Origin of the sequence: Nonomuraea sp. NPDC050547 (genome assembly GCF_044457345.1) — a bacterium.
Taxonomy (GTDB): domain Bacteria; phylum Actinomycetota; class Actinomycetes; order Streptosporangiales; family Streptosporangiaceae; genus Nonomuraea.
Window position 1 is genome coordinate 299,077 of sequence record NZ_JBITGW010000011.1, and the last position, 13,394, is coordinate 312,470.

14 protein-coding genes are annotated in these 13,394 nt (G+C 71.3%); 5 read left to right on the forward strand and 9 right to left on the reverse strand.

Translation table 11 applies throughout. The features are described from left to right. Window positions 1-54: 54 nt before the first annotated feature. Together ACIBHY_RS27960 and ACIBHY_RS27965 are read right to left on the reverse strand one after the other, a co-directional pair. Window positions 55-474, reverse strand: a complete 420-nt coding sequence (locus ACIBHY_RS27960; protein ID WP_397308130.1) for a hypothetical protein — start codon at window positions 472-474, stop codon at window positions 55-57. Between the two features lie 14 nt (window positions 475-488). Beyond that, on the reverse strand, window positions 489-1,481 hold the full coding sequence (locus ACIBHY_RS27965; RefSeq protein WP_397308131.1) for a methionine synthase: 993 nt from the start codon (window positions 1,479-1,481) through the stop codon (window positions 489-491). Between the two features lie 28 nt (window positions 1,482-1,509). On the opposite strand from ACIBHY_RS27965, the gene ACIBHY_RS27970 reads away from it, so the two are divergent. Beyond that, window positions 1,510-2,142 (forward strand): MBL fold metallo-hydrolase, encoded by a 633-nt coding sequence (locus ACIBHY_RS27970; RefSeq protein ID WP_397308132.1) that lies wholly within the window; start codon window positions 1,510-1,512, stop codon window positions 2,140-2,142. A 387-nt stretch (window positions 2,143-2,529) separates the two neighbouring features. Here ACIBHY_RS27970 and mnmA read toward each other — a convergent pair whose 3' ends face one another. Further along, window positions 2,530-3,588: a tRNA 2-thiouridine(34) synthase MnmA gene (gene mnmA, locus ACIBHY_RS27975; RefSeq protein ID WP_397308133.1), complete on the reverse strand. Its 1,059-nt coding sequence runs from the start codon at window positions 3,586-3,588 to the stop codon at window positions 2,530-2,532. A 466-nt stretch (window positions 3,589-4,054) separates the two neighbouring features. Here mnmA and ACIBHY_RS27980 point away from each other — a divergent pair, with 466 nt between their 5' ends. Continuing rightward, the gene (locus tag ACIBHY_RS27980) at window positions 4,055-5,110 is read left to right on the forward strand and encodes a DUF695 domain-containing protein (protein WP_397245095.1); all 1,056 of its coding nucleotides are present in this window, start codon (window positions 4,055-4,057) and stop codon (window positions 5,108-5,110) included. Here ACIBHY_RS27980 and ACIBHY_RS27985 read toward each other — a convergent pair. Next, on the reverse strand, window positions 5,031-6,836 hold the full coding sequence (locus ACIBHY_RS27985; RefSeq protein WP_397308134.1) for a sensor histidine kinase: 1,806 nt from the start codon (window positions 6,834-6,836) through the stop codon (window positions 5,031-5,033). The genes ACIBHY_RS27980 and ACIBHY_RS27985 overlap by 80 nt on opposite strands. Further along, on the reverse strand, window positions 6,823-7,506 hold the full coding sequence (locus ACIBHY_RS27990; protein WP_397245099.1) for a response regulator: 684 nt from the start codon (window positions 7,504-7,506) through the stop codon (window positions 6,823-6,825). Before ACIBHY_RS27990 ends, ACIBHY_RS27985 begins: the two co-directional genes overlap by 14 nt. Before the next feature lie 80 nt (window positions 7,507-7,586). Here ACIBHY_RS27990 and ACIBHY_RS27995 point away from each other — a divergent pair, with 80 nt between their 5' ends. Beyond that, complete coding sequence (locus ACIBHY_RS27995) at window positions 7,587-8,120, forward strand: hypothetical protein (RefSeq protein ID WP_397245101.1); 534 nt, start codon at window positions 7,587-7,589, stop codon at window positions 8,118-8,120. Here the strand turns inward: ACIBHY_RS27995 and ACIBHY_RS28000 are convergent. Further along, window positions 8,117-9,241, reverse strand: a complete 1,125-nt coding sequence (locus ACIBHY_RS28000; RefSeq protein WP_397308135.1) for an MFS transporter — start codon at window positions 9,239-9,241, stop codon at window positions 8,117-8,119. The two genes, ACIBHY_RS27995 and ACIBHY_RS28000, sit on opposite strands and share 4 nt — an antisense overlap. A 150-nt stretch (window positions 9,242-9,391) precedes the next feature. Then, entirely contained in the window at window positions 9,392-9,892 is a 501-nt protein-coding gene (locus ACIBHY_RS28005) for a TetR/AcrR family transcriptional regulator (protein WP_397103071.1), read from the reverse strand. Window positions 9,893-9,946: 54 nt separating this feature from the next. Between ACIBHY_RS28005 and ACIBHY_RS28010 the strand changes: the two genes are divergently transcribed. Both ACIBHY_RS28010 and ACIBHY_RS28015 read left to right on the forward strand, forming a co-directional pair. Continuing rightward, window positions 9,947-11,110, forward strand: coding sequence for a cysteine desulfurase family protein (locus ACIBHY_RS28010; RefSeq protein WP_397308136.1), 1,164 nt, complete (start codon window positions 9,947-9,949; stop codon window positions 11,108-11,110). Beyond that, window positions 11,107-11,355: a hypothetical protein gene (locus ACIBHY_RS28015; protein ID WP_397308137.1), complete on the forward strand. Its 249-nt coding sequence runs from the start codon at window positions 11,107-11,109 to the stop codon at window positions 11,353-11,355. The genes ACIBHY_RS28010 and ACIBHY_RS28015 overlap by 4 nt, the downstream gene beginning before the upstream one ends. 128 nt (window positions 11,356-11,483) lie before the next feature. On the opposite strand, the gene ACIBHY_RS28020 is transcribed toward ACIBHY_RS28015, so the two are convergent. Together ACIBHY_RS28020 and ACIBHY_RS28025 are read right to left on the reverse strand one after the other, a co-directional pair. After that, window positions 11,484-12,437, reverse strand: coding sequence for an electron transfer flavoprotein subunit alpha/FixB family protein (locus tag ACIBHY_RS28020; protein WP_397245110.1), 954 nt, complete (start codon window positions 12,435-12,437; stop codon window positions 11,484-11,486). Between the two features lie 19 nt (window positions 12,438-12,456). Beyond that, window positions 12,457-13,236: an electron transfer flavoprotein subunit beta/FixA family protein gene (locus ACIBHY_RS28025; protein WP_184972740.1), complete on the reverse strand. Its 780-nt coding sequence runs from the start codon at window positions 13,234-13,236 to the stop codon at window positions 12,457-12,459. Between the last annotated feature and the right edge of the window lie 158 nt (window positions 13,237-13,394).

A 13,394-nucleotide genomic window follows, 5' to 3' on the forward strand; every position in this document is an offset into this window, starting at 1 on the left:
GTCTCAGCCTTGGGCCCCAGACTGGACATTGGGCCCCAGACTGGGCCCCGGGCCTCAGCCGCCTTGGGCCCAGACGCCGTCCCAGCCGGAGCACTTTCCGGTGATCTTGGTGGCGGTGCCGCGGCAGACCTTGCCCTCGATGGAGAGCATGTAGCCGGTGCTCAGGGAGAACGCCAGCGGCTTGGTGCCCGAGCAGTTCCTGTAGGTCTTCTTGCCCTGGCCGCCGCTCTCCTTGGTCCAGCGGAACTTCAGCCAGGAACATCCCTTCTTGCCGGGGAAGTCGTAGAGCTTGCCGGAGACGGTGAAGCCGGGCCGGTCGAGGACGACCTTGCCCTTGGCCTTGCCCGCGCGGTCAGCGGAATAGATGGAGCCCCAGCTCCAGGTCTCGGGGTTGGCCGAGGCCATGGCTGGCGCCGCCAGCGTCGCCGACGCGAAGAGGAGGGTCGCGCCGACGGCCATGGTGCGAAAAATCATGATTCCGAGGCTAGTCAGGCGCCTTGCATCCCGCTTGCAGGATCATCCCGCAGCACCTCCGCCGCCTTGTGGCAGGCACGCAGCGCCGCCCGCGCGTACCGGGGAGAAGCCCCGGCCAGCCCGCACGCGGGCGTGAGCGTGACCCGGTCGGCCAGATCACCCGGCGCGAACCCGAGCCGCCGCCACATCTCCACCGCCGGACCGGCCACCGCACCGACGTCCGGCAGCGGCGCGTCCGTGCCCGGCACCACGCCCAGCAGGAACACCAGCCCGGCCTCGACGGCCTCGCCGATCGCGTCGTCGTCGCGCCGCCGCAGCAGCGAGGCGTCCATGGAGACCCCGCGCACCCCGGCCCGCCGCAGCAGGCCGAAGGGCACACCGGGCGCGCAACAGTGCACCAGCGGCGCCTCGAACCCCTTCAGCGACTCCTCCACCCGCCACTCCTCGATCGCGGCCAGCCGCCCGAACCCCGAGGCCGTCGGCACCGTGCCCCTCAGCACGCCGGGCAGTCCGGGCTCGTCGAGCTGGAGCACCACCTCGCTCACCCCGGGCAGCCGCTTCCTGACCTCGGCCAGATGCTCCTGAACTCCCTGGGCGAGAGAAGCGGTCAGATCCCGCACCGCCCCGGCATCGGACAACATCTTGTCGCCGTGGCGCAGCTCGATCGTGGCGGCCAGCGTCCACGGCCCGCACACCTGTACCTTGAACGGCCCCTCGAACCCCTGCCCCAGCTCTTCCAGCCCGTCGAGGTCACGGCGCAGGTGGTCGGCCGCGCGGTGGTGATCACGTCCGGGCCGGTCCGTCAGCCGCCAGCCCGACGGCTGCACCTCGACCGCCAGATCGACGAGCATCGAGGCCGTCCGCCCGACCATGTCCGCGCCCACGCCCCTGCCCGGAAGCTCCGGCAGATAAGGCAACCCGGGCACCTCACCGAACACCACACGCAGCGCCTCCAGATGATCTTCACCCGGATGCGAACCAACCCCGGTAGCCTCCCACGCAGTCATGGCCCCCAGCCTAGTTATCGTGGGGACCATGGAGCTCACCAAGTACGGACACGCGTGCGTGCGGCTGGAGAAGGACGGAAAGGTCCTGATCATCGACCCGGGCGTCTTCACCGAGGACCCGGTCCTGGACGACGCCGACGCCGTCCTCATCACCCACGCCCACTTCGACCATCTCGACACCGAGCGCCTGAAGGCCGCCTCCCCCGACATCGAGGTCTGGACCTGCGCGGAAGTGGCCGCCGCCCTGACCGACGCGCCCATGAAGATCCAGACGGTGAAGCACGGCGACACCTTCACCACCGCCGGATTCACCGTGAGCGCCCACGGCGAATGGCACGCCGCCAACCACCCCGACATGCCGATCGCCAACAACGTCGGTTTCCTGGTGGACGAAGAGCTCTTCTACCCCGGGGACGCGCTGACGGTGCCCGAGGCGCGGGTGGGAACACTGCTGGTGCCTACCGGGGCGCCATGGTTGAAGCTGTCGGAGATGGTGGAGTACCTGCGCACGATCCGCCCGGCGCGCGCGTACTCGACGCACGACGCGCTGTACAGCGAGGTGGGCCTGACCTTGGTCGACAACTGGCTCAAAATGGAAGCCGACCGCCAGGGCGCCGACATCCGCCGCCTCCCCCTCCGCTCCCCAACGACCCTCTCCTGACCCGTCCCTGCCCGTCGCGTTGCCTTCTTACGGGCGCCTGCCCGTCGCGTTGCCTTCTCAAGGGCGCCTATCCGTCGCGTTGCCTTCTTAAGGGCGCCTATCCGTTACGGCAAGCCGCCCCACCGCCACCCGCCGTCGTGGGCTGACGCAGGTCGGGGGGATCGCTTCTCACGTCGGACGTGGTCCCCACCGCAACGGCCCCCTTGACCAGCTCCCGTGGTCAATCACCGGCTCGAAGGCACGCTTCCGGGGGCCCACCCCTCCTCACCCACACGATGGCCACGCGGCTGGGAGCGCAGACCGACGCGTACGTGAGCGGGGCAGGGTGAGGTGCGCGCCCGAATGCGCAGGGCGGAGGCGTGTGTTTGGGGTGAGGCGGGGGTGGGGTTAGGAGGAGGAGGTGATGGTGGCGGAGCCTATGACCGTGTCGCCCGTGTACAGGACGGCGGCCTGGCCGGCGGCCACGCCCGTGGCCGGGCGGGCCAGCGTGATGTGGAGGTCGTCGCCGGTCTGCTCGTAGTGGCAGTCGTAGACCTCGCCGTGGGCGCGTAGCTGGACCGTGACCGGGCCGGTGGCGGCGGGGCCGTTCCAGAGAGGCCGGACGCAGTGGATCCTCGTGACCTCGAGCGCCGCGCGCGGGCCCACCGTCACGGTGTTGGAGACCGGCTCGATCGACAACACGTAGCGGGGGCGGCCATCGGGGGCGGGGCGGTCGATGTGCAGGCCCTTGCGCTGACCGACCGTGAACCCGTGCGCCCCTTGGTGGGCGCCCACCACCTCGCCGTCCTGGTCGAGGATGCGGCCAGGCTCGGAGCCGAGGCGCTTGGCCAGGAAGCCGCGGGTGTCGCCGTCGGCGATGAAGCAGATGTCGTGGCTGTCGGGCTTGTCGGCCACGGTCAGGCCGCGGCGGGCGGCCTCCTCGCGTACCTGCGCCTTGGTGGAGTCGCCGAGCGGGAAGATCGCGTGGCTGAGCTGCTCGCGGGTGAGCACGCCGAGCACGTACGACTGGTCCTTGGCCATGTCCGGGCTCCTGGACAGCACCCCGTCGGCCAGCTTCGCGTGATGCCCGGTGGCCACCGCGTCGAACCCCAGCGCCAGCGCCCGATCCAGCACCGCCTCGAACTTGATCTTCTCGTTGCACCGCAGGCACGGGTTCGGCGTGCGTCCCGCGGCGTACTCGGCCACGAAGTCCTCGACCACGTCCCGCTGGAAACGCTCGGCCATGTCCCAGATGTAGAACGGAATCCCGATCACGTCCGCGGCCCGGCGGGCGTCGCGGGAGTCCTCGACCGTGCAACACCCACGCGCGCCGGTACGGTGCGATTGAGGGTTGGCCGACAGAGCCAGATGCACACCGGTGACATCATGACCGGCCTCGGCGATCCGGGCAGCGGCCACGGCAGAGTCGACGCCGCCCGACATGGCGGCAAGCACACGAAGTCCCATGACCCAACCAGCGTACCCGCTCAACCACGCCACCCTTTTCCCACCACCGGCCAAGATCCGGCAGACAGACGAGCCACCAGCCGGCCACTGCCGGTCAGTGGCTGGCGAGGCTGGTGCCGGCGGTGGCTTTGGGCGCCGGGACAGAGGACGGCGGGGTGCTTGGTGGTGGGTGTCGGCGCCTTGGCAGATGGCCAGGCCCTGTGCGTGGCTGGTCAAGGAGGGCCGTAGCGGTGGGGACCACGTCCGACGTGAGAAGCGATCCCCACGATCGGCGCCCGCGCACGACGGCGGGTGGCGGTGGGGCGGCTTGCCGTAACGGAAAGGCGGCCCTAACGGAAAGGCGGCCGTAACGGGAAGCGCGCCGTGAGAAGGGCACCGCGGAACGCGCCGTGAGAGGGGCGGACGCTGCCACGAAGAGAGAAGAGACGGAGGAAGGGGTGCGGGGGCTCTGAGAGAATGACGGGTTATGCGACTGTTCGGGCGCAAGGACGACGAGGACCAGGAGCCGGTCATGCCCGGTGATCTCATTGCCGACTTCTGGGTGTGGTGGGAGCGGACGCGGCCACAGCTGGACGGCATGGTGGCGGCCGAGGAGCCGGAGCGGCTGGCCGAGGCGCTGGAGCCGGCCGTCGCGGCGGTGCATCCGGGGCTCGTGTACGAGATCGCGCCGGGCCGGGGTGCGGCCCACGCGCTGGTCGTGACCGCTGCTGGGGACGCCGAGCTGCGGTCGCTGGCGCACCGGTGGGCCAAGGCGGCGCCGCCGGCGGATCTGCTGTGGGAGTTCCATCCGTCGCGGCAGGCCAATCCGCTGGCGCTGGAGCTGACGCTGGATGTGGGCGGCAAGGAGTTCGCGCTGGAGGAGCTGATGCTGGGGCTGCGCGTGCCGCGCGGATCGGCGCGGATCGACGTGGCCGCCTACCACCCGGTGTTCAGCGATCTTGACGACGAGACGCGCATGGAGGCGGCGCTGCTGGCGCTCGACTGGCTGCTCGGCGAGGACGATGTGGCCCGCTGGATCGGTGAGATCACCGCGGCGACGTTCGAGCCGATCGACGCCGTCTCGGCGGCTCATCTGCGGGCCGTCGTCGACGACGTGGCCTCGGGGTATGACGAGGAGCAGTGGGCGCTGCTGGAGGGGCAGACGGCGGGTGGCGCGCCGCTGGTCGCCACGACGCGGTATCCGCTGCGGCCCGTCGACCATCCGATGTTCGACCAGCACATCCAGATCACGCTCCCCTACTCCCACCGCGACGAGAACGGCCTGCCGGTCGGCGACTCGCTCATCGCGCTGCGCGACTTCGAGGAACGGCTGGCCGCCCGCCTGACCAAGCTCCACGCCGACGCGATCCTGGCGGCGCACCTGAGCGCCGAGGGTCACCGGGTGATCCACCTGTACGCGGACCCGACGGGCGAGGCGGCCATCCACGCCAAGGAGCTCATCGTCAGCTGGCAGGAGGGTGATCCGGTGGTGGACGTCGACTCCGATCCCGCCTGGGTGTCGGTGGCGCCGTTCCTGTCCTGAGCGGCAGGGTGACGGTGAAGACGGTGCCCTCTCCCGGGGCGCCGGCGGCCGTCACCGTGCCGCCGTGGGCGGTGACGATGCTGCGGACGATGGCCAGGCCGAGTCCGCTGCCGCCGCCCTTTCTGCTGCGGGAGCGGTCGGCCCGCCAGAAGCGGTCGAAGACGTGGGGCAGATCTTCGGGGGCGATGCCGGTGCCGGTGTCGGCCACCTCGATCGCCATCTGATCGCCGAGCGGGCGGCCGGTCAGCGCGATGTGGCCGCCGGGCGGGGTGTGGCGGATGGCGTTGGTGACCAGGTTGCCCACGGCTTGGCGCAGCCGTACCGGGTCGGCTTCGAGGGTGAGGCCGGGGGCGGCGGTGACGGTCAGGGTGAGGCCGGGCGCGGGGTGGGCGGCGGCCACCTGGTCGAGCAGGTCGCGCAGGTCGGCGGGCTCGGGGTGGAGGCGGAGCCTGCCCGCGTCGGCGATCGACAGGTCCTGCAGGTCGTCGATGATGTGTTGCAGCAGGAGCGACTCCTTGAGCAGGCGCCGCGTGTCCAGGGGGGCGACGCCGTCTTCCACCGCCTCCAGCCAGCCGCGGATGTTGCTGAGCGGGGTGCGCAGTTCGTGGGCGACGTCGCTGACCATGTCCTTGCGCAGCGCCTCCAGGCGGAGCCGGTGCTCGGCCATCTCGTTGAAGGCCGCGGCGAGGTCGCCGAGTTCGCCGCCCGCCGACACGCTGACCTTGGCGGCGCCGTCCTCGCGCATGCGGTGGACGGCGGCGGTCAGGGCGCGTAGCGGGTGGATGACGCGGGTGGCCAGGTAGAAGCTGATGGCGGCGCTCAGCACCAGGATGGCGGCGGCCACGGCGGCGATGCGGGCGGTGTTCCCCGGCGAGAGGTTCAGGGCGGGGGCGGTGGGCGCCGACTCGATGAACAGCCAGGCCGCGGGGGCCACGTGGGAGCGCAGTTGCTCGCGGCGGCTGGTGTCGAGGCAGCCGTTGACGCCTTCGGCGACGGGGCCGCCGACGACCGCGGGGCGGGTCCAGGTCCAGGTGAGGTCGCGGGAGAGCTTGACGGGGTCGCGGCCTTCGCGGTTCAGGCAGGCGTTGACCAGGGAGTTGAGCTGGCGCAGGGCCTTGGCCTCGGTGCGGGTGGAGCGGGTGAGCTCGTACTTGGTGCACGCGTCCCGGACCGGGGTGGGTTCTGTGCCTTCCACCTGGACGTCAGGACGGCCGGACGGGCTGGTCACCGCCTTGGCGTCGAACCCGGTGCGGCGCAGGCACTCCACGCGCAGCTGGGCGAGCCGGCGCAGCGCGCGTACCTCGGCGGTGCGCAGGGTGAACGGGCCGGTGGCTCTGGGGTCGATGCGGTCGGGGCCGGCCGAGGGCAGCAGCGCGGTGTCCACCGCCAGCGGGTCGACCACGGCGGAAGGGGTCGCGGGCGGGGTGCCGGGGGCGGAGGCGGCGATCGGGCGGCGGTCGTGGGTGGTCAGCGTGATCTTGCGGCCGGTCTTGGCGGCGAGGTCGGCGACGACCCGGTCCACGCCGTTCCACGCGGGGTGGCGGGCGGCGTAGGCGAGGAGGGTGTCGTAGACGCGGGTGTCCTCGGCGAGTGCCTGGCCGCGCTGCTGCTGGATGGCGCCCGAGGTCAGGGTGCTGACGACCCAGGCGGTCGCGGCGACGGAGCAGACGGCCACGAGGACGGAGGCGGCGAGCAGCTTGACCCGCAGCCCGCTACGGCGCCGCATCGACGAGCTTGTAGCCGACGCCGTAGACGGTCAGCAGGGTGACGGGGCGGCGGGGGTCGGGCTCGAGCTTCTTACGGAGGTTCATCACGTGCATGTCGACCGTGCGCTCGGTGATGTAGCGGTCGAATCCGTGGATGTGCTCCAGGAGCTGGCGGCGGGTGAAGACCCGTTCCGGTTCCGCCGCCATGGCCGCCAGGAGCTGGAACTCGCCGGGGGTGCACTCGACGGGCCGGCCGCCCTGCCGTACCTGGTGGCGGAGGGGGTCGATGAGCAGGTCTCCGATGGCGTGCACCGGGGAGGCGGCGCGCACGCGGCGGCGCAGGAGGGCGCGGGCGCGCGCCATCAGCTCACGCGGGCTGAACGGCTTGGTCATGTAGTCGTCGGCGCCCAGGTCGAGGCCGAGCAGCAGGTCGTCCTCGGTGCTGCGGGCGGTCAGCATGAGCAGGGGCACGTCGGACTCGGCGCGCAGCACGCGGCAGACGTCAAGGCCGTCCACCCGGGGCAGCATGAGGTCGAGGATGACCAGGTCGGGCTCGGCGGCGCGGGCGGCGTCGATGGCGGCGCGGCCGTCGTGCACGGCGGTGACCCGGTGGCCCTCGTGTTCGAGGTAGCGGCGGATCAGCTCGGCCTGGCCCTCGTCATCCTCGGCGATCAAGACATGTGCCCCCATGCGCTTCACGGTATGTGACAAGACAGGTTTCCCATGTCGTCCTGACAAGTCCCTTAAAAGCGGGCGGCAGGGTGAGGCCCATGAAGCTCACCCAAGCACTCGCCATCGCCGGTCTCACCGCCGTCACGCTGGGCGGCGGCATGGTCGCGGCGCACGCCGCGACCCCCAGCCCGGCGCCCGCTCCCGCCAAGAGCCCCGCACCCGCGCCTGTCGCGGACAAAGCGGAGAAGGGCGTACGGCTCCCGCTCGACTACACCGAGTCCCGGCTTCTGCGCCTGAGGGAGGTCTACAACCGCTGCCTCAAGGCGCAGGGCGTGAAGTTCACCTCGGCCCCGGCGGTCGTGGGGCCGGGCGGCATCGGCGTCCCGGCCAAGGGCCAGGAGGCCAAGGTGAAGCGCTGCGCGGACAAGCGGGTGCTGATGCCCAAGGCGATGGACCCCAGGTACAACCGGAACTACGACGCCGACTTCCGTGAGTGGGTACGCCTGCTCAACGCCGCCGGGGTCAAGGTGAAGGCCGTGAAGGGCGGCTGGGAGTACACCGAGACCCCGAAGATGGGCAAGGCGGAACGCCTGGAGATCGAGCGGCGCACCCGCGTCGAGGCCTTCTCCTAGCCGGCCCTGGCCAGCTCGCGCTCCTCGCCCCGCTCCGGCATCCTCACAGGGGCGAGCAGGCGCGGGCGCGGCAGGAAGCGGGCGGCCAGCGCGATCAGCAGGCCGAGCACCACGGCCAGACCCAGCGCGGTGCGCAGTGAGGTCACGTCGGACAGGAACCCGATCACCACGGGACCGAGCAGCAGTCCGGCGTACCCCATCGCGCCCGCCTGGGCGATCGCGCGCCCGGGGGTGTCCGTGGCGGTTCCCGCCATGGACATCGTCACCGGTGCGATCGTGGCGACGCCGAGGCCGACGAAGAACATCGCGGCCAAGGCCATGATCGGCGTCGCCGCGGTCAGCACGATGGCGAAGAAGGCGGCCGTGGCCAGCCCGGAGGCGGTCATCAGGCCCTTCACCCCGAAGCGGGAACGCAGGCGGTCACCGGTGAGCCTGGCCAGCAGCATGCCGGCCTCGAAGATCGGGTAGCCGAGCGCGGCCAGCGCCTCGGGGGCGCCGAGCGAGTCGCGCATGAACAGGCCGTTCCAGTCGGCCACGGTGCCCTCGACCATGAAGGCGAAGAACATGATGGCGCCGAGCAGGTAGACGACCGGGGGCAGGCGCTTCTTGCCGGTCTCGGCCGTGGAGCCCGCGACGGGCTTGTCGGCCAGGTATGAACGGCTCACCCACACCATGACGGGCAGCGAGACGAGGGCGATGAGCGCCAGGTTGGCGGTCAGCGACAGCCCCGAAGCGATCGACAGGGAGCCGATCACACCCGCGCCGATGGCGCCGACGCACCAGCCCGCGTGCATGCTGTTCATGAGCGGCCGGCCGTACGCCTGCTCGACCGCCGAGCCCTGGGCGTTCATGGCGATGTCGACCGCGCCGAACGCCATGCCGAACAGCACCGCGGTCACCAGCAGCAACGGCAGGTTGGGCGCGAAGGCGAGTCCGAGCAGGGAGAGCGCGGTCAGGGGACCGCCGACCCGCAGGACCGCCCCGCTGCCCGCGCGGCTCATGATGCCGCGCATCGCCTGCATGCTGACGAGCGCGCCGAGACCCCAGGCGAGCAGTACGCCGCCCACCTCCGCCGCGGACAGACCGAGTTTGTCGGTCAGCGCGGGGATGCGCACGGTCATGGTGCCCACCATCAAGCCAGCAAGGACAAAGGTGAGGATTGCCCCGAAACGGGCAGTCCTCAGGTCGCGGGTCATCACAGGTTCCTTTCACACACACGAAGAAGAGGGGCACGGCCGCCGGGCCGTACCCCTTGTCAGGAAGGGTTTCGCTCAGAGGAGCGCGAGCAGTCGCCGCTCAAGCGCGGCGAGCTCCTCCTCCGAATGCAGGCTCGGGTCGTGGCTGGCTACGTCCCACAGGCCCTCACAGGCCAGGCGGACGATCTGGGCGGCGACCGGGTCGGGCTCGTCCCTGATGCCCTCGGAATGCCAGCGGCTCATGGCCTCACGCAGCGGCGTGAGCAGGAACATGTTCCCGGAGGCTCCGGTCACCACGGCCCATCGTCGGAGCCGGCCGGAGCGGATCGCCGCCATCGTGGCGCCCAGGTAGCGTTTGGTATAGGTGTCGTACGGCTGCGCCGCCATCAGCTCGTCGAAGTCGCCGATGAGGCGTTCGGCCATCGCTTTGATCAGCGCTTCCTTGGTGCTGAAGTGATAGAGCAGCCCGCCCTTGCTCACTCCCGCACGGTCGGCCACGGCGGCCAGCGTGAGCGCGTCGGAGCCATGGTCACAGAGGAGTCCCTCCGCGGCATCCAGCAACTCGTCTCTACGCATACCTGACACTGTACCGTCCGGACGGTACAGTAGCAAGCGAGATACCCTGGACGGGTGACCAGACCGTCGGCCTACCTTGATCACGCGGCGACCACCCCCATGCTCCCCGAGGCGATCGAGGCCATGACGGAGCAACTCGGCCGCGTGGGCAACGCCTCCTCCCTGCACGCCGCCGGCCGCCAGACGCGCCGGATCGTCGAGGAGTCACGCGAGTCCATCGCCGAAGCCCTCGGCGCCCGCCCCAGCGAGGTCGTCTTCACCTCCGGCGGCACCGAAGCCGACAACCTCGCCATCAAGGGCCTGTACTGGTCGCGCCGCCCCGCCGACCGCATCCTCATCAGCTCCGTCGAGCACCACGCCGCCCTCGACCCGGCCCAGTGGCTCGAACGCAGCCAGGGCGCCCGCGTCACCCTCCTGCCCGTCGACCCGGCGGGCCGCGTCGACCCGGCGGAGCTGCGCGCGGCGATCGCCGAGGACCCGTCCGGCGTGGCCGTGGTCAGCGTCATGTGGGCCAACAACGAGGTCGGCACCGTCCAGCCCGTGCGCGAACTGGCCGGCGTCGCCCACGAGCACGGCATCCCCTTCCACACCGACGCCGTGCAGGCCATCGGCCAGCTGCCGGTCTCCTTCGCCGCGTCCACGGCCGACGCGCTCACGCTGACCGGGCACAAGATCGGCGGCCCGATGGGCGTCGGCGTCCTGCTGCTGGCCAGGGGGCTGACCCCGGTCTCCGTCCTCCACGGCGGCGGCCAGGAGCGCGACGTACGCTCCGGCACCCTCGACGCCCCCGCCATCGCCGGGCTCGCCGCCGCGGTGCGCGTGGCCGTACGCGATCAGGAACACGAGCACGCCCGCCTGACCGCCCTGCGCGACACCCTCATCCAGCGGGTACGGCAGGCCGTCCCCGACGTCGTGCTCAACGGCGACCCCGTCGACCGGCTGCCCGGCAACGCCCACTTCTCCTTCCCCGGCTGCGAGGGCGACGCCCTGCTCATGCTCCTGGACGCCAAGGGCGTGGAGTGCTCGACCGGCTCCGCCTGCTCGGCGGGGGTCGCCCAGCCCTCCCACGTCCTGCTGGCCATGGGCGCCGACGCGGCCGCCGCGCGCGGTTCGCTCCGCTTCACGCTGGGCCACACCTCCACCCCGGAGGACGTCGACCGCCTGGTGGACGTCCTCCCCGCCGCCGTCGAACGCGCCCGCCGGGCGGGCCTGTCGTGACCGGCAAGGTCCCCTTCGACGTCGCCGCCTACCACGAACGCGTCCAGGGCAACCCGTGCTTCATCTGCGCGATCGTGGCCGGTGACCCCGCCTACGACGTGGAGAAGGTCTTCTACGAGGACGAGCGCCACCTGGCCTTCCTCGCCCGCTACGCGACCCTGCCCGGGGCAACTCCCACCTGCGCTGGCACGTGGCGGCGCTGCCGCCGGGCGGTCCGTACGAGCGGCAGCAGTACCACGCGCTGATGGCCGAGAACGGTGTCCTGGAGTGGAGTCCCGAGGAGGGCGAACTCCTGGCCGCACGCCTCAGGCGGGCGCTCGGGTGAAAGCGGACGGCGCCGGAGCCCGCGAGGGGTCCGGCGCCGCCCGTGTGCCTACTTGCGCTTGTTGACCTCTTCGGTCAGCTGCGGCACGACCTGGTGGAGGTCGCCCACCACGCCGTAGTCCGCGAGCTCGAAGATCGGCGCCTCGGGGTCCTTGTTGATCGCGACGATGGTCTTCGCGGTCTGCATGCCGGCCCGGTGCTGAATGGCGCCGGAGATGCCCGCCGCCACGTACAGCTGCGGCGAGACCGTCTTGCCGGTCTGGCCCACCTGGAACTGGTGGGGGTACCAGCCGGCGTCCGTCGCGGCGCGCGAGGCGCCCACGGCGGCGCCGAGCGCGTCGGCCAGGCCCTCGATGACCGAGAAGTTCTCGGCCGAGCCCACACCTCGGCCGCCGGAGACCACGATGGCGGCCTCGGTCAGCTCGGGGCGCGCGCCCTTCTCCTGCTTGACCCGGTCGACCACCTTGGCCGCGCGGGCGGCGTCGGACAGCGCGACCGCGACCTCCTCGACGGCGCCGGCGCCGGCCGCGGCCACGGGGGCCGTGGAGTTGGGGCGTACGGCGACGATCGGGGTGCCCTTGGCCACCTTCGACTTGACGTTGACGCCACCGCCGAAGATCGACTGGTCGGCCACGAAGCCGTCGCCGAGGCCGACGGCGTCGGTGATGACGCCGGAGTCGGTCTTGACGGCCAGGCGGCCGGCGATCTCCTTGCCCTCGGCCGTGGCGGCGACCAGGACGGCGGCGGGCGCGGCCGCGGAGACCAGCTGCGCGAGCAGCTCGGCCTTCGGGGCCACGACATAGTCCACGATCTCCTGGGCGGAGGCGTTGTAGACCTTGTCGGCGCCGTACTCGGCGAGCTTGGCCGTGGCGGCGTCGCTCAGGCCGGGACCCGCCCAGACGGCCGACGGGGAGCCGAGGGACTTGGCCAGGGTCAGCAGCTCAAGCGTGACCTTCTTGACCTCGCCGTCGACGTGTTCGACCAGAACGAGAATTTCCGACATATCAGCAAAACCCCCGTTCTCAGATGAACTTCTTGGACGCGAGGAAGTCGGCGGCCTTCGCGCCACCGTCGCCCTCGTCCTTGACGATCGTGCCGGCCGCGCGGGGCGGTGCCGCGGCGAAGTCCACGACCTCCGACCAGGCGGCGCCGAGGCCGACCTGACCCGCGTCGGCGGAGATGTCGGCCACGCCGAGCGTCTCGACCGGCTTCTTCTTGGCCGCCATGATGCCCTTGAAGGACGGGTAACGCGGCTCGTTGATCTTCTCGACGACGGAGACGACGGCCGGCAGCGTGGCCTCGACCTTGTCGTAGCCGTAGTCGGTCAGGCGCTGGATCGTGATCGAGGAGCCCTCGACGTCGACCTTGTTGGCCAGCGTGAGCTGCGGCGCGCCCAGACGCTCCGCCAGCATCGCGGGCAGCACGCCGGTACGCGCGTCGGTGGACTCGGAGCCGAGGATGACCAGGTCGAACCCGATCTTCTTCAGCGCCTGGGCCATCGCGTAGGAGGTCGAGAGCGCGTCCGAGCCTCGCAGGGCGTCGTCGGTCAGGTGGACCGCCTTGTCGGCGCCCATGGCCAGGGCCTTGCGGATGGTCTCGGTGGCCTTGCCGGGGCCCATGGTGAGGACGGTGACCTCACCGCCATGGGCCTCCTTGAGTTTCAGCGCCTCCTCGACCGCATACTCGTCAAGCTCGTTCACCACGCCGTCGACGGCGTCACGGTCGAGCGTCTTGTCATCGGACCGCAGCTTGCGCTCGGTCGCCGTGTCGGGAACCTGCTTCACGCAGACGACGATGTTCATGGCCGGTGGCCGACCTCCCGTTTTCGCCGGATAGCTCGGTAGAAAGCTCGTGCGGTGTCCAGAGTGCCAGGTGCCAGGGGTGGACCGCGTCGGCGGGTCACCCCTCGTCCCTGGCTCGCTATGTTACCCATGAGTAGCTTGAGGGCAAACTCGCAGGT